Below are 16,653 nucleotides of genomic sequence, written 5' to 3'. Positions count from 1 at the left end.
ATCCAAATCTTTTGGAAGATATGGAGAGACTCAAATTTTTTCATATTTGCTATCCTAAACGAAAACATTGGGAAATGAGTTAAAAAGCTTGCTGTAGTAGATGCCAAGTACGACCATTGCATTAATCGACATTCTATGACATGCTTAATAGAGATATAAAGTACTAGGAGAATGTTGTAGTGATTAAAGAGTGGGATTTACTACGTGTGGTGGCATGTCTATCCATTTTACTATTGCATACATCATCGTGGGTTATTATGGAGGTTGGGGCAGAACCTGAGCAACCGTTGTATTTGTTTTTACGAATTGCGCTTTGCTATGCAACACCGACGTTTATTGTGTTATCCATTTTAATATTGTCGAATCGTTATCGTGAAAAGCTACCGACTAATTTTTGGTCGAGTCGCATTCAATATATTTTTGTGCCTTTTTTAGTGTGGGCTTTTTTAGATGCGTTATTGGTTGAGTCAATTTACCAGAAGGGCTTGCTATGGGATAAGTATTATCACAATGTTGTGTCTGGCGAGTTTGTTGGCTGGTTTGTCGTAGTCATTATGCAGCTGTATATGGTGATTGCGCTGATGAAGCGTTTCAAGTGGTCAATTGCGTGGTTTTTACCCATTAGTGTATTGATTACACTTGTGCATCATGCAATCATTTTATTGCCGTATCCAATATTTGAGGACAATGTGATGGTTATACGCTTACTGTTTACGGGTTGGCTCGGTTATTTTGCTGTAGCATATGCGATAGGTGTTTATTATGAACAATTAGCCGTGCTGGCAAAGAAGTATCGCGGAGCGACCGTTGTTTTTGTCATACTATCTGCGCTGTTCTTATATATTCGTGTGCAACTTGGTTACATAGATGTACACTCGAGACGGCTCGATTTAGTGCCACTTGTCGTAAGTGTTGTACTTTGTGTGATTGCTTGGGGACAGTTAATACCATCGACGAAAGTTGTACGGATAATTAGTCAATATGCATTTATGATTTACCTCATCCATTGGGAGGTTTTACGCCTTTCAACAAGCTGGTTCGTGGCGCATTTTGATAGCACACTGATGCGTGTTCCACTGCTTATGCTGTGGACGCTTGTTGTTTGTATTGGGCTGACAAAGCTACTGTCATACCTACCATTTAGTCAATGGATTGTCGGAAAACTAAAGAAACGGTAAAAGCAGTGATTTCTATAGTAGAAATCACTGCTTTTTTGTTTGTAGGGGAGAGAAACCCCGGTAGCCTCAAGTGAAACGCCTGTAGCTTCGAGTAAATCGCCTGTAGACTCGAGTGAAACGCCGGTAGCCTCGAGTAAATCGCCGGTAGACCTGAGTGAAACGCCGGTAGCCTCGAGTAAATCGCCGGTAGACCCGAGTAAAACGCCGGTAGCCTCGAGTGAAACGCCGGTAGCCTCAAGTGAAACGCCGGTAGCCCTGTGAGAAACGCCGGTAGAATCGAGTGAAACGCCAACACCCCTGCGCGAATCGCCACTAAACTAGAGTGAAACGCCAACAACCCTGTGTGAATCGCCACTAAACTCATGCAAATTCGCCATTAAACCCCGAGCAAGCACTGAAACATTATTGTATTCGCAAAATCGGTTTAATTGCCTCGCCACTTTTTGATGCTAAAAATGCTTCATTGATTTGGTCAAAGTCATAGAACTTCACCAATTTATCGAATGGGAATTGGCCAGCTTTATAGTAGTCCACTAATTGAGGGATAAATACATTTGGTACGGAATCACCTTCAATGACACCCATCATTGTTTTACCTTCAGCCATGATATCATTGTGCACATCGATAGTCATTTCTGGTGTTACACCAACTACTGCTGCTACGCCTAGGGGACGTAGCGCTTGTAAACATTGGCGAACTACTGGAGGAACGCCTGTTGTATCGACTGCGTATTTTGAACCGCCATTTGTTAATTGTTTAATTTCTTTTACAACATCTACTTTTGTTCCGTTAAATGTATGTGTTGCACCTAGCTCATTAGCTAATTCTAAGCGTGAATCGTGTACATCGACAGCAATAATTGTTTTACAGCCTACTATTTTTGCAGCCATAATCGCACTTAAACCTACAGGACCAGCACCATAAATAGCAATTGTTGAGCCAAACTCTGGTTTGATTTTATTTAAAACAGTACCTGCACCTGTTTGAATACCGCAGCCTAAAGGTCCGAGTAATGCTAAATCCACATCTTTATCTACTTTGACAACATTACGCTCATGTGAGATTGCATAAGTACCGAACGAAGATTGACCGAAAAATGTTGAAAGTGGCTGGCCATCTTTAGATAAACGATGTGTGTAATCATCATGTGTACCGCCGAAGTTTAAATCGTTGAATGTTTCACAAACTGTTGGGTGACCTGTTAAACAGTTATCACAATGTCCACAATGCGCAAATGAAAGTACAACGTGATCACCTTTTTCTAAACGAGTTACACCTTCACCGACTTCTTCAATAATTCCTGCTCCTTCATGTCCAAGAACAGCAGGTAGTGGGGCGATTGCGGCATCACGTGCAACAGCATCTGTATGGCAAACACCTGTACTAACAATTTTCACTAACACTTCATTCGCTTTTGGACCTGCTAGTTCTACTTCTTCAATAATAAAATCTTGCCCTTGACCAGGCGTAACTGCTGCTTTAATTTTCATATATTCATTCTCCCTTTAGTACAGATTATTGAAATTCGCTATCATTGTAATCGTTTGCAAATATCGCTACAATATATTCAAATCTATATCTATATTCATTATGATTCATAAGGGGAAATACTATGCAACTTTTACAGTTACAATACTTTTTAGCTGTGGCGAGGACGGAGCATATGTCTCAATCTGCACTTTCTTTAAATATTACACAGTCATCATTAAGTAAAACGATTGCCAAATTAGAAGATGAAGTAGGTGTCCCTTTATTCGATCGAAATGGTAAGAAAATTCGTTTGAATCGTTATGGAAAGTATTATGCGCAGGAAGTAGAGAGAGCATTAAAAATCTTACAAGAGGCACATGAAGAAGTACTAGAAATGGCAGATATAGAGGAAGATCGTGTATCGATTAGTGTGATGAGCTCTACAATCCTACCGCCCATATTTAGAAGTTTCTATGATCGTAGACCGAATATTCGAATTCAGCAATCCATTCTCCCTGATTCAGTAGCAAAGGAACGACTAATTAGTGGGGAAATTGAGTTGTGTGTTTCCAATACACCGATTATAGGAACTGATATTGAATGGCTTCCTGTTTTAAAGGAACGATTAGATTTGATTGTTCCTAAAAATCATAGACTTGCACAATTTGATGAAATTGATTTACTAGAAGCAAAAGACGAACGTTTTATAGGATATAAATCTGGATTAGAATCTATTAGTATGTTTGAAAAATGCTGTTTACAAGCGGGGTTTACACCAAACATAGTATTTGAAGGAACGGAAATGTCGATTGTTTTACAACTTGTTAATGAAGGACAAGGGATTACATTTTATCCGCAGTATTCATTTTTAGGTGAACAACTAGCGAATACTAAAATCATTCGCTTGAAAAATAGCCACTGCTATCAAATGGTAGGTTTCGCTTGGTTAAAAAACAAAAAGTATTCATATGTATCAAAGCAATTCCGTCAACATATGATTCAAGCTTTTATAGAAATTAATAATAAAAATTATAGATAAGAAAAGCCGAATAAAGTATTCGGCTTTTCTTAATTTATATATTCGATAGAACTCGGAGTATCGCCGGTAAACTGGAGGAAATCGCCGATAGAACTTGGAGCATCGCCGGTAGCCCGACAGGAATCGCCGATAGAACTCCATGAATCGCCGGTAACCCAGCAGCAATCGCCGCTATAAATGAGCGAGTCGAACAATGAAGCTTATTCCGGCATTAGTTTTAGATTGCGATCGTTATAGGCAAGGACGACATAATCTGGTTGCATGTTTTGTAAGTATGAAATGATGTCCTTATCCAAATAACGTAAGTCTAAAATTGTTACGGTTTTAAAGTGACTTGCTACGTGAAATTGGATGGTGTTAAAGTATGAATCTTTAATGACGACGAGATGTTTGTCGCTGTCATAATTTTTATTGACGATTGTGAGCTCAGCAAAGTCGCGGCTGTATGCTTCAGCGTAGTTCACGACTGCATCGGGACTCATCTGTTTTGCGCGACCGTATACTGCTTCGTATGGTGCAGTGACCCCACCTTCAATCGTACCGTCGTAAATAGTAAATTGCGTTGCGAACGAAGCGGGCTCGTTGTAGCAAATTTTTTCATTATTATACACGGTCATATACAGTATTTTATTCCAAGAGCCGGCGAATTTATTTGGTAAGCAAACTGTATTGGCCTCATCAAATGGAATTGTTGGTATCGTCTCGCTAAGTCGTTTGCTTAGTGTATTGATAAGTGCTTCGTAGCCAGAGTATGCACCTTGTATTGTCCAGTGATGATCTGTTTTAAAGAAGTTGCGCTCTGCAGAAAAGTCGTCCTTCATTTCATCATATAGACGGATATTGTCTACACCAGCAGTTGTGACAAGTTCGTGCAGTTTGGTGTTGTTGGCAATACCAGCATCTTCAGGCATAAAGCTTGGACTTGGCTCACGAGAGTAGGTTGCCTTAGCTGGTAGTGAGTAAAATGTAAACGGAATATTTTTTTCGGCTAGCCCTTCGCTTAAACGTTTTAAATCGGAGGCAAAGGAAGCTAGCTCTTCTTCAGTTTTTGCTGCGGCTGGTTTAGAAATGATCCAGCCGCTTTTATCATCTACTGCGTACTTATCATTTAAATAAGTTTTGCCCACAACACGTTGAAAGTTAACATAATTGCGCATCCATGTATCTCGAGCAGGAAATTGATCGGAAATATAAGATTCTACCTGTTTGGACCATTGTCCTGAGAAGATTTCCTGTGGACTTGGCGTGATGTTGGCAGATTCTAATGGTCGGTTTTCCATCTCTGATTGTGGACGATCCACTGTTAATACATGCACGACAAAGCCACCGAAAATGATGCAAAAAAATGTAATTGGTAAAAGTAACGTTTGTATTTTTCGCATGATGTCCCACCTAAAATCTAAAGTAAATGAATGGATTATGTGTTGCGTTCACTAAAAACATCGTGATAAATAACAAAAGAGCGCCATAGTAAATTGTTTGCGTAATGCGTAGCCCCCAGTCAAATGATAGGGAAGCGGTAGCTTTTTGTTCGCTCCAATTTTGATAAAGTTTATAGATTGGCATTGCAAATATAATAGCGATAACAAAGTAAATAGCATAATCCTTCGTCAGTAAAATCGTTTCATAGTTATACAATGCTGCGTCTGATAACCCAAATAACGTTTTGATAAATGCAAATGCATATGTAAAGTCATTCGCTCTAAAGAAAACCCAGCCAATCATGACAATAATAAGAATATACATATGTCGGACTACACGTGGAATACGTTCCAACCATTTCAACAATACCCATTTTTCCAAGCAAATTAATATTCCATAGTAAAAGCCCCATGCCATAAAGGTCCAGCTTGCACCATGCCAAAAACCGGTTAGTGTCCAGACAACAAGTAAATTACGATATAACTTCCATTCGTGGCTAACGCGACTTCCACCAAGTGGGAAGTAGACATAGTCTCTAAACCAACTGCTGAGTGAGATGTGCCAGCGACGCCAGAAGTCTGTAACAGATTGAGCTATATATGGATAGTTAAAGTTCTCTTCAAATTTAAAGCCAAAAATACGTGCTAACCCAATTGCCATATCACTATAGCCTGAGAAGTCGAAGTAGATTTGTAGGGAGTACGCTAAAATTCCAATCCATGCAGTACCAGTTGTTAAGTCCCCACCAGATAAGCTAAATACGTGATCGGCTACTTCACCCATTGGATTTGCGATAAGTACCTTTTTCGCTAAGCCTTGTACAAAGCGACGCGTCCCAATCATCCAATCGTCTGCTGTAGAGATACGTTTTTTTATTTGCTCAGCTACCGTTTGATAGCGAACGATAGGGCCTGCAACGAGCTGTGGAAATAATGTAATGAAAAGTGATAAATCCAAAAAGTTGCGCTGTGCCTTTACGTCCTTGCGATAAACATCGATAACATAGCTAAGTGCTTGGAACGTGTAAAATGAAATGCCGATTGGCAGTGGAACAGCCTGCCATTCAATTGGCTGTGCCAAATAATTGTTAATAATGTCCACGAAAAAGCCAGCGTATTTGTAATAGCCTAAGATGGCTAAATTACTAACAATGACTAACCAAAGGAGTGTTTTTCTCTTAGACTGTGAAACTGTATTTTCGATGACAATGCCTAGCACATAGTTGAGCACGATAGACAGCATCATTAAAAGCACATATTTCGGTTCACCCCAAGCGTAAAAGAACAAACTAGCCAACAGTAAAATCGTATTGCGTAGCATCTTCGGAGAGATGAAGTACACAATCATTACTAATGGCAAAAAGACATATAAAAAAATAAGACTACTAAATACCATTTCTGTCAAATCCCCATCTCTGTAAATGATAGAACTTAGCGAATTGCCGAGGTCGCTGTTAAAACCTTGAAGATGCCGGTACCGTGAGCAGAATCGCTAAAAGAAAGTCGTGAATCGACGATAGCCCCAAGTGATTCGCAAATAGAACTGTGGGAGCCCCCGATAGCCCCTAAGTAAATTGCTTGTAAACCCAGTTATACCGCTGATTGAAGCCCATTATTTCTTAATAGAATATAGTGACTATCGCTAGATTCTGGTTTCCATAAAATCTTAATCCAATTTTCCAAGGGAATTAATGAATAAATTACCTATATTATTGTAACGTAAATTCATGATTTGTTCACTATTCCTTTAAGTGAGAAAATTGTCTTAGCTAAAAATATATGGAAGGGAAAAAGTCTCAATACCCATGGGTAAAATGGTATATTTTCCGCATAAAAGCAACGCTTGTCTACTAATTGCTGGATGGTAAAACTCTATATAAAAAACTAAAAAATGTATGTATAACCAATAAAGTATTACTGTTACCACATCTTTCATTCCAGATATTTCACATAGATATGTATGTTCTACTTCTCTTATAATAGAATCGTAGTCATAAAAGTGGCTAATTTATCTAGGAGGTTTTTAGACATGAAACAAAAATATAGCAAATGGGTTGTCGGCGCAGCATCAGCAGCTCTAGTAGCATCAGCAATCGTACCAGTAGCAAGCGCAGCAAGCTTTTCTGATATTGAAACAAGTGATCACAAGGACGCTATCTTAGCATTAGCGGACGCTAAAATCGTAGGAGGTTACACTGACGGTACATTCAAACCGAACGCAGTGGTAACACGCGGTAACGTAGCAAAATTCTTAGGTAAATGGTTAATTTCTGAAGGATATGAAATTCCAGCTGATTACAAAACAGAAGCTCGTTTCACTGACCTTCCAACTTCAGCTCCAGACCAAGAATTACTACAATATGCAGCACTTGTTAAAGATGCAGGCGTATTCAAAGGTTCTAACAACCAATTAATGTACACAAACAACATGAACCGTGAACAAATGGCAGTAGTATTAGTACGTGCTATCAACACTGTTTATGGTGTAGATTTAGTAGCAGATTACAAAGAATCTGACTTCAAATCTGCTATCACAGATTTAGACAAAACTACAGCTACAGAAAACCGTGAAGCAATTATCGCTTTAGAATATGCTGGACTTACAAACGTTAAAGCGTTCAACCCTAAAAACTCTTTAACTCGTGGTCAATTCGCATCATTCTTACACCGTACAATCACAAACGTTGGTGAAGCAGTTTTAACTGTTAAAGAAGCTAAAGTTGTTGACGCAACTACATTAGAAGTAACTCTTTCTGATGACACTAAACACACTGTAAAATTAGAAACTCCACTTGTAGAAAACAAAGAAACTAAAGTAGAGTTCGAAATTGACGGTAAAACTTATTCAGCTGTAGTTACATATGAAGTAACTGAAGTTAAATTAGAATCAGTAAAAGCTGTTAACGCTAAAACAATCGAAGTACAATTCAACAAAGCAGTAGAAGATACTACTAAAGCTAAAGTTGAATTACTACGTGGTACTTTCAAACAAAACGTAACTCTAGTTTGGTCTGAAGACAAAAAATCAGTTCAATTAGTAGGAGCTACAAACTTCCAAGCAGCTGATTACACTGTAAACATTGCTGGTTTAACTGAAAATGTATTAACTAGCACAGTTAAAATCGAAGCTCAAAAAGTAACTTCAATTGAAGTTTTAGACGAAGTAGCTGTAGTTGACAAAGCAGTTAAAGCTGACGGCACTTTCGATGCTGGTACAACTGCAACTGTTGGTTATGTAGTTAAAGACCAATATGGTACAGATATTACAAAAACAACTTCTTTAAAAACAAATGATAATGCTAATACAACTGTTGTTGCTGATTCAGCTAAAGGTGTAATTAAATTATCAGGTGCTGTTGTAGAAGGTAAAAAAATCGGTGATATCGTACCAGTAGTATTATTCGATGCTGCTACAGGTACTTCAGTTTCTAAAACTGTAAAATTATCTGCTGAATCTACAGTTTCTTCTATTGAAGTAGCTGGTGTTTATAACGCTAAAGGTGAAGAAGTAGCTTTAAATGATTCTTCTAAAGCTTCTGATGCTTATATCGTATTAAATCTTAAAGATCAATATGGTAAAGAAATTACTGATGCTGCTAAAGCAACAGGTTTAGTTATCACAAACACAAACACTACAAACTTAACAATTGCTAACACTGTTTCTAAAGTGAAAATTGGCGATAAAGATAAATTAGTAGTTGCATTATCTTCAATCTTAAAAGCTGGCGACACTGATGTGTTATTAATTTCAACAACTAACGGTCAAACAGCTAAATATACTGTTAAAGTTGCAGAAACTTCTACAACTAATGCAATCTCTGTTTCTCAACCAGAAATCGCTGTTGCTGAAGAATCTACATTAATCCCATTAACAGTTACTGATAAAGAAGGCAACGTAATCACTAACAAAAAAGTATTAGCTGATGCTAACAAAGGTATTAAAGTTGGCGGTACTACAGTTGCTGAATCAGCTCTTGAAGTGAAAGATGGTCAAGTTTACTACAAAACTACATTCAACACTGCTGGAACACAAGCATTAGTATTCCAAACTTCAACTTACAAAGTTGCTACTATCACTGTAGATGTTAAAGCTAAAGCAGTTCCAACTGTAGTTCGTGGACTTAAAACTCCTTTAGTACTTTCAACTGCTCAAGCTCCAGTAACAATTACAGCTAAAGATCACTTAATCATCGAAGACCAATATGGTCGTGAAATGAAAAACTCTGCTGAACCTGTAACAGTTACATTAGTTGGAACTTCTGACGTAGTTTCTGTAAGTGGTAATCAAGTAAAAGCTCTTAAAAACGGAACTGCAACATTAAATGTGGCACTTACAACTCCAAATGGCACAATTGATTCTGCTGTTGAAGTAAAAGTACAAGTTACTGATGGTACTGAATACAACGGTTATGAAATTGCTGAAATTGGTAAAACTAAAGTAGCAACAGACAAAAACATCACTATTAACGGTTTACTAAACGGTGGTAAAGTTGCTCTTGAAGCGAACGAATATACTGCAACAGTAACTGGCGGTAAATTAGCTGCACCTCAAGATGTAACTACTGGTAAAGTAAACATTGCTGATACAGCTTTAAACACTGATTCAGCAACACCAGCTAACAAAATTGACACAGAATTCACATTAAAAGTAACAATTAATGCAACTGGTCAAGTGTTAGAACAAAAATTCGTTGTTTCTGCTGACGCTGAAAAAACACAAGATTTCTTCTTCACAGCATCTGCTGCATCAGTTAATTTAGCTGATTACAACGCTGCTAAAGCTATTACAGAAGCTACATTAGTATCTGGTTCAACTGTAGCAAACTTAAAATCTACAGGTGATGCACCAGTAGTAGTAAACGTTGCAACTGTTGACCAATATGGTAACAAAGCAATTTCTGCACTTGTAGCAGAAACAGTTACAATCGTACCTGAAAAAGTAACAGATGTTAAAATTTCTGGTAACGGTACTGCAGCTGCAACAGCTACATTAAATGCAGATGTTAAAGAAGCTAAAGTAACTTTAAAAATTAAAGTTGGTAACGCAACAAAAGAATTAAAAGTAACAATCGTTGCTGCATCTTAATAAATAGCGTAAAGCTATAAACTAGTTTACTAGTAACTAGCCTTGTGATTAGATGAAACTTTTTGTTTCATCATGGTCACAAGGCTTTTTTGATGGAGAGAAATCTCTGTAAATGAAGCAATACCTCTAGCATTGGGGGTATTGCTATTTATAGTAAGTACAGCATCAAAATACATAACTATAGAAGAATATGAAACTTTTACTATTACCTCCACGTATTATCAAGTATGATAGATAAAATGTGTAGGGAGATGAGCGGATGAAGCGTAACAGTTTATTTCAAGGAGCAATCGTTGCGGCATTAGCAACAAGTGCCATTGTCGTGGTACCGACAGCGCAGGCAGCAGAAGGTTTTAGCGATGTTGATCTGTCGAAAGAATATGGAGCAGCGGTTAAAGATTTAGCAGCAAGAGGTATTATCAATGGATATTCAGATGGTACATTCAAGCCATTTGCTGATGTTACGCGTGGACAAGTTGCGAAAATTTTAGCTAACTTATTGGCGTTAGATACGCAAAACGTGATAGATCCACACTTTACGGATGTTCAGCAAAGTGATGAATACTATGGCGCAATTGCTGCTTTAGCAAATGAAGGAATTACGTCGGGCTTTGCGAACGGTAGCTTCGGTGTGAATCAAGCTATTACTCGCGAACAGTTAGCGAGTATGTTAACGTCTGCCTACCAATTAGTCAATAATGCAGAAGATTGGACACTGCCATTTACAGATGTTGTGAAATACTCCGATGCGTATTATGCAATTGGACCTTTGTTTGAACACAACATTACAAAGGGGATTACAGCGACTACATTTGGTTTAAAAGAAACAGTGAAGCGTTCGCAGCTCGCATTGTTTATTAAACGTATAGAGGCGATGCAAGCGAATCGTGTTTTACAGAAATTTTCTGCAAGCGAACTTGGTGCAAGTCAACTTGATGCCTACTCTTATGACAATATTGCGACTGATGGTGAGCATGAATTTTTCAAAATTCACCAAACAACAAATGGTGTAACAGTAGAGGCATTGCGAGAAGGCTCGGGTTACTTCGTGTTAATTGGCTACAATATGGATAAGGAAGAAAATTATGAGGTCGTCGAGACACAAAAATATAAGATTGTTGTTACAGAAGTAGACGGCAAACTCCAGCTCAATTGCCAGCAAACAGATGAAATAACACCTGGTGTAGCACTGCTTTTTGAGGAAGAGTTAGGTTTTAATCCGGCTCACATTCAGCTAACAACTGCAAACGGATATGAGGTAAGTGATAAAGTTTATGTGTATCAACCATTTAATTTTGACGGTTGGGAGGAAGAAAGCATTCCGAAAGGCGGCAATTACGAGTTAAGGCTACTTCAGGCAGGAGATTATATTGCTACATTATCTGATGGTAAAGGTCAATCTGTACGCGTCGGCATTCGCGCTGAAACGGATGGTTTTGATATGTATACTTCTGCAGCTGTTGAAATAAGTAGCGAATTCATTCCAACAAGTGAAATAGGCTTTACTGTTAAGGATGTTAACATCGAGCAATATACAGGAGCAACGATTGATCACAAAATTGTTGAGGTTGAAAATTCAGCAGATGGTGTAACAATTAAACGAGTTGGAAAAGGAGAGGCCCTTTTTGCCATTCGCCTAAACGGCACAAATGGTGAGAAACTTTACGTACACGGCATGATGTACGAAGTAAGTGGTATAGCATCTATGTACTACGAGCTAGCAACGCAACAAGATATGGAAAATTCATGGTGAACCGCCGATAGACTGCCGGAAACCGCCGATAAAACAACTGGAATCGCCGATAAACTAAGGTGAACCGCTGATAGAACCTTTGGAATCGCCGATTAAATCCAGAAAATCGCCGTTACCCTAGGTAAATGGAGCTCTCTTATGTGATAATAAGTCAATTGTCGTTGACTTTTGCATCATATAAGAGGGCTTTTCTGATTTCATGCCCACGTAAAACCTTCATTACTGTAACAATTCAAGTGAAATATGAATATTGATATAACTATGACCATTGTTCCTAATTCACTTTAGTACAAAATAAATTGTTAGCATTATGTTTTCCTAAAGGATCTAATGAAGGAGGATTACATGAAACCTCATATTTTAATTGCCAGCCCTGTGCGACAAAAACCATATATTTTGGCGTATTTTTTAACTTCACTGCAATCGTTAAATCAAGATGAACTTGTAGTGGATTTTTTATTTATAGATGATAATGACGATAAACAATCGACAGAACTTTTAGCGTCATTTCAATCAAAAAACGAGCGTGTAAAAATTATTAAAAATGATCAACAAAATGATATTTATATGAAAGATGATAAAACACATTATTGGACAGATTCATTAATAGAAAAAGTGGCAAAAATGAAAGACTCTATTATAGAGCATGCTATCGAATTCAACTATGATGGATTATTCCTTATCGACTCAGATTTAATGCTGTATCCGAGTACACTACAAAATTTATGGGATGAACAAAAAGACATCATTTCAAATGTTTTCTGGACCGAATGGCAAAAGGATATAGAAGCATTACCTCAAGTTTGGATGATGGATGAATACACATTATATGAAATAAAAAATGGAGAAAAATTGGAACCAATAGAAATCGCAAATAGAACTGCTGCTTTCATAAAGCAATTAAAAGTACCAGGGGTATATGAAGTGGGCGGGTTGGGTGCATGCACATTAATAAGTAGAAAAGCACTTTTAAAAGGCGTTCGTTTTAAACAGATGAAGAACTTATCTTTTTGGGGCGAAGATCGACATTTTTGCATAAGAGCAGCTGCATTGGATTTACAGTTATTTGTAGATACGCGTTTTCCTGCATTTCATATTTATCGTGATTCCGACTTACTTGGTGCTCAAAAATTTAATGATGAAATCCTCACTGAAAAAAAGGAAAAAGCAACAGTTAGCTTATGTATGATAGTTAAAAATGAAGAACAAGTTTTAGCACGTTGTTTATCTTCCGTTCAAGGACTTGTTGATGAAATCATCATTGTAGATACTGGTTCATCAGATAAAACGAAAGAAATCGCAAGGCAATACACAAACGATATTTATGATTTTGAATGGATAGACGACTTTTCAAAAGCACGTAATTTTTCATTTAGCAAAGCAACAAAAGACTATATTTTATGGTTAGATGCAGATGATATTTTACACGAAAGCGAAAGACTACATTTTTCGAGCTTAGCAAAAGAACTAAGCTTTAAAGAAGTGGACAGTGTAATGATGGATTATCATTTAGCATTCAATCATAATGGGGAGCCGACATACAGCCTTAAAAGAAACAGACTAGTAAAACGTTCGTGCAATTTTACTTGGATTGGAGCAGTCCATGAATACTTATCTGTTCATGGCAATATAATACAGCGTAATATAGCGATTACTCATCGTAAAGAGAAAGCATATACAGACCGAAATATAAAAATCTATAAACAAAGAGAAGATCAGGGAATGGAATTTTCGGCGCGTGATTTATTTTACTATGGAAATGAATTAAAAGATCACGCTATGTACGAAGAAGCGGTAGAAAAATATAATCAATTTTTATTAACAAAACAAGGTTGGATAGAAGATGAAATAGCAGCTTGCTTAAAGGTAGCCGAATGTTATGAAATGCTACATGCTCCTGATAAACAATTGCAATATTTATTTAAAACATTGTCATATAGCCTGCCTCGTCCAGAATGTTGTTGTCGCTTAGGTGCAAGGTTTTTAGTAGATGAGCAATATGATCAAGCTATCTATTGGTATGAGCAAGCAATAATAGTAAAAAACCAACCGAAGCAAGGCAATTTAATCGACCATGCAGCTTGGACTTGGCTACCGTATGTTCAATTAGCTGTCTGTTATGAGCGATTAGGACAATATCAAAAAGCTCAAGAATATAAAGAACTAGCACTACAATACAATGCTACAAAATAAGAAGTGCGTAGGAGTCGCAAAATTGTTTGAGTGCCTGGCACTTCGTATAGATACTTTCCATTATGCTTTCCACGGACACAGTGTAAGCCGCAACCTTCACTGTCGTTCGTTTGTTGATGCTTACAACTTGTGCTGTTCCCGCAGGAGTCTACGTGGATTTAATATAGTAAATTGTTTGAGTGCCTGGCACTTCTCGTGGACACTTCAAGCGACAAAAAAGGTAACAAGAGTGAACACCTCTTGTTACCTTTTTAGGTTGAAGCTAGGTCTGGCTAGCTTCCTTAATTTTGTTTTAGAAAATAATGTATTTGACGTAGTCTTTCCAGCCAATTTCTTTGAAGTTTTGCCATTCTATTTTTTTAACAGGCATTGAGCAGAAGGAGCGTGCTAAAATGTTGCGTTGTTCATTAGCTAAAATCGGTGTGCCTTCATCGAAGTAACTTGTGAAAATCGTTGAATTTGCAGTTGAAAAGTCAACGTCAATATCTTCAAGTCGGATTTTCCCGTTTTCATCGATAATATATACGCTCTTGGCACCTTTTGCTTTTTTAACCCAAGAAGACTTTACTTTATAAGCATCGAGCGATTCGTTAACAACAATTGAAGCTTGACCGACTGTTGAAAATGGAATATTTTCTAACACATCGTCCTGCTGTAACGTTACTTCATAATTAGTTGGTTTCGGCAGTTTCGCCGATTTTGCTAATTCATTTGCCCATGTAGAGTCATGATTTGTTGCGATCATCTGTTTTTCAAGTACTACACCAGATAAATCATCTTTAAAATGTTGTAAATCAAAATTTACCGTTTGTCCCGCTAAAACCTTTTGCCATTCATCCTCCGATAAGTAAGCAAGCAATGCTTTTTCAGTTGAATAAATTTCAAATGTCACCGTACCAGCTTCTTCGATAATGTTGGAAATAACGCCATCAACAGGGCTAATTACTCCTTGCCGTGCTTGGATTTGTGCAATTTGAGCATCCATTACGGAAATTTGACGTGTCGCTTCCGCAATATGACGGTTTAAAATAGCGACAGCTGTTGATGGTGAATTTTGTTGGCCTAATTCTAATTTAACTGTGACATTTAATTTATCACTAATTTGGTCTGTATTGATTGAACTTTTCGGATTCGTTTTGTCTCCGAATTCAGATTCTACTTGTGATAAAGCAGATTCTAAATCACTTAATTCGGTTTCATACGCATCCCGTTCAGCTTCTAACTTCGTTAATTCATCGTCGACTTCCTCAGTTTTATAGGTAGCTAGAAGATCGGTTGCTTTAATATCCTGCCCACGCTTTACATTTACAGCTGATAAAGTTTTTGCATCTGCAGAAATTGTATACGTTTCTGCTGGCGCAACAATTGCATCCTTTTTCACCGTTTCTACACGGTCACCAGCGGTAGCTCGTTGAAATTCATCAACAAAATAGGAACGCGCTACTTTACTATTATCCTTGAAAACGAAGAAGGCATTCACGCCAACTAATAGCGCTATCACGATGATACTAAGGCTTGTCCAAGGTCTGGATTTAATAATACGCATCATCCTAACCCCCTTGTAATCCATTCTTGTAGTGGTAACACGCTAATCATTCCAACAATAACAGCCATTATTACCTGGAGCACGATAATTTTTGCTAATAGTACTTTACGATCTGACGCTTCCTCCCATTTTGAAAGGAAAGTAAAGTGCACAATAATCGTCAGCACAGTAGTTACCGTTAACTGATTAATAATGAATAACACAACATCCTTATCCAATACTTGCTGTATAACAGGAGCAAGTGAAAAGAAGGAGAACGATGTAGAATAGCCAACTGCATAGAACACTGCAAATAAAATGGCCTTTTCAATAAGCAAAAATGCTACCACGTATAACTGCACTTTTTGAATCCATTTGTAAGGAATGTCCGTTAATAGATGTAATATATATGTAACGCCATAATAGTGGAAGCAAAAATAAATGATTCCCCAAACAATGGCTCCGACCATTGATAGCAAACGGGCTGTATAGTATTCATCCTGGTGATTCATTGCAAATAAAGCTGTTAAGTTTTCAGTGCCCATACCCCAAAACTCGCGTATCACAAAAAGGAGCAAAAAGAGTATGAAAACCGTGAATGATCGTTTTTTATAGCCCCTTATTTCTCCTGACTCAATAGCCTGTGTAAAGTTCGTGGGGTGCGTTAAGCTATGCCAAAACTTGTAGTGATAAAACATATCTAGCTCCCTTTCTAGTAAATTAAATATTAAAGATGTAGTATACACCTAGTTACTGGTAAATGACATAGTATAAATGCTAGTTTTTTTAAGGAATTTTCTCGATATGGTGGGACTTTCATTAGGCTCAATTCCGTATAATCGATGCGGGATAAATGCGTCTAATACAATTATATAGTATCCTAACAATAACTTCCTTTAAAAAGTCTATTCTATCTAAAAATAGCAATTATCTGTAAGTTAGTAAAGGAAGTACGTGAGTTTACTAGATTAGCTTGAAATCAAGTTA

10 protein-coding genes and 1 pseudogene are annotated in these 16,653 nt (G+C 37.6%); 5 read left to right on the top strand and 6 right to left on the bottom strand.

What is annotated here, in order from left to right:
* Positions 1-179: 179 nt before the first annotated feature.
* Positions 180-1,178: an acyltransferase family protein gene (locus NSQ74_RS00260; RefSeq protein WP_340820943.1), complete on the top strand. Its 999-nt coding sequence runs from the start codon at positions 180-182 to the stop codon at positions 1,176-1,178.
* Here the strand turns inward: NSQ74_RS00260 and NSQ74_RS23390 are convergent.
* Both NSQ74_RS23390 and NSQ74_RS00255 read right to left on the bottom strand, forming a co-directional pair.
* Positions 1,145-1,456 (bottom strand): annotated as a pseudogene (locus tag NSQ74_RS23390) (hypothetical protein); the annotation flags it as partial. The gene NSQ74_RS00260 and the pseudogene NSQ74_RS23390 overlap by 34 nt on opposite strands.
* A 124-nt stretch (positions 1,457-1,580) precedes the next feature.
* The gene (locus NSQ74_RS00255; RefSeq protein ID WP_340820942.1) at positions 1,581-2,669 is read right to left on the bottom strand and encodes an NAD(P)-dependent alcohol dehydrogenase; all 1,089 of its coding nucleotides are present in this window, start codon (positions 2,667-2,669) and stop codon (positions 1,581-1,583) included.
* A gap of 122 nt (positions 2,670-2,791) precedes the next feature.
* Here NSQ74_RS00255 and NSQ74_RS00250 point away from each other — a divergent pair, with 122 nt between their 5' ends.
* A complete protein-coding gene (locus tag NSQ74_RS00250) occupies positions 2,792-3,688 on the top strand; it encodes a LysR family transcriptional regulator (RefSeq protein ID WP_340820941.1) in 897 nt (298 codons plus the stop codon).
* Positions 3,689-3,888: 200 nt separating this feature from the next.
* Here NSQ74_RS00250 and NSQ74_RS00245 read toward each other — a convergent pair whose 3' ends face one another.
* Together NSQ74_RS00245 and NSQ74_RS00240 are read right to left on the bottom strand one after the other, a co-directional pair.
* The gene (locus NSQ74_RS00245; RefSeq protein ID WP_340820940.1) at positions 3,889-5,070 is read right to left on the bottom strand and encodes a DHHW family protein; all 1,182 of its coding nucleotides are present in this window, start codon (positions 5,068-5,070) and stop codon (positions 3,889-3,891) included.
* Between the two features lie 10 nt (positions 5,071-5,080).
* Positions 5,081-6,505: an MBOAT family O-acyltransferase gene (locus NSQ74_RS00240; protein WP_340826369.1), complete on the bottom strand. Its 1,425-nt coding sequence runs from the start codon at positions 6,503-6,505 to the stop codon at positions 5,081-5,083.
* A gap of 633 nt (positions 6,506-7,138) precedes the next feature.
* Here NSQ74_RS00240 and NSQ74_RS00235 point away from each other — a divergent pair.
* The 3 genes from NSQ74_RS00235 (at position 7,139) to NSQ74_RS00225 (ending at position 14,141) form a co-directional block, all read left to right on the top strand.
* Positions 7,139-10,195 carry an S-layer homology domain-containing protein gene (locus NSQ74_RS00235; protein ID WP_340820939.1) on the top strand — a complete coding sequence of 1,019 codons (3,057 nt, stop codon included), beginning with the start codon at positions 7,139-7,141 and terminating at the stop codon, positions 10,193-10,195.
* 259 nt (positions 10,196-10,454) lie between these two features.
* Positions 10,455-11,948, top strand: a complete 1,494-nt coding sequence (locus NSQ74_RS00230) for an S-layer homology domain-containing protein (protein ID WP_340820938.1) — start codon at positions 10,455-10,457, stop codon at positions 11,946-11,948.
* Positions 11,949-12,293: 345 nt separating this feature from the next.
* On the top strand, positions 12,294-14,141 hold the full coding sequence (locus NSQ74_RS00225; protein ID WP_340820937.1) for a tetratricopeptide repeat-containing glycosyltransferase family 2 protein: 1,848 nt from the start codon (positions 12,294-12,296) through the stop codon (positions 14,139-14,141).
* Between the two features lie 292 nt (positions 14,142-14,433).
* On the opposite strand, the gene NSQ74_RS00220 is transcribed toward NSQ74_RS00225, so the two are convergent.
* Both NSQ74_RS00220 and NSQ74_RS00215 read right to left on the bottom strand, forming a co-directional pair.
* Positions 14,434-15,690 (bottom strand): HlyD family secretion protein, encoded by a 1,257-nt coding sequence (locus NSQ74_RS00220; protein ID WP_340820936.1) that lies wholly within the window; start codon positions 15,688-15,690, stop codon positions 14,434-14,436.
* Positions 15,687-16,211 carry a hypothetical protein gene (locus NSQ74_RS00215; protein WP_340820935.1) on the bottom strand — a complete coding sequence of 175 codons (525 nt, stop codon included), beginning with the start codon at positions 16,209-16,211 and terminating at the stop codon, positions 15,687-15,689. Before NSQ74_RS00215 ends, NSQ74_RS00220 begins: the two co-directional genes overlap by 4 nt.
* Positions 16,212-16,653: the final 442 nt, after the last annotated feature.

The organism is Lysinibacillus sp. FSL W8-0992 (assembly GCF_038008685.1).
In the GTDB taxonomy this organism is placed as follows: Bacteria; Bacillota; Bacilli; order Bacillales_A; family Planococcaceae; genus Lysinibacillus.
The sequence above is the reverse complement of the archived record's forward strand: the minus strand, read 5'-3'. Positions and strand labels throughout refer to the sequence as shown.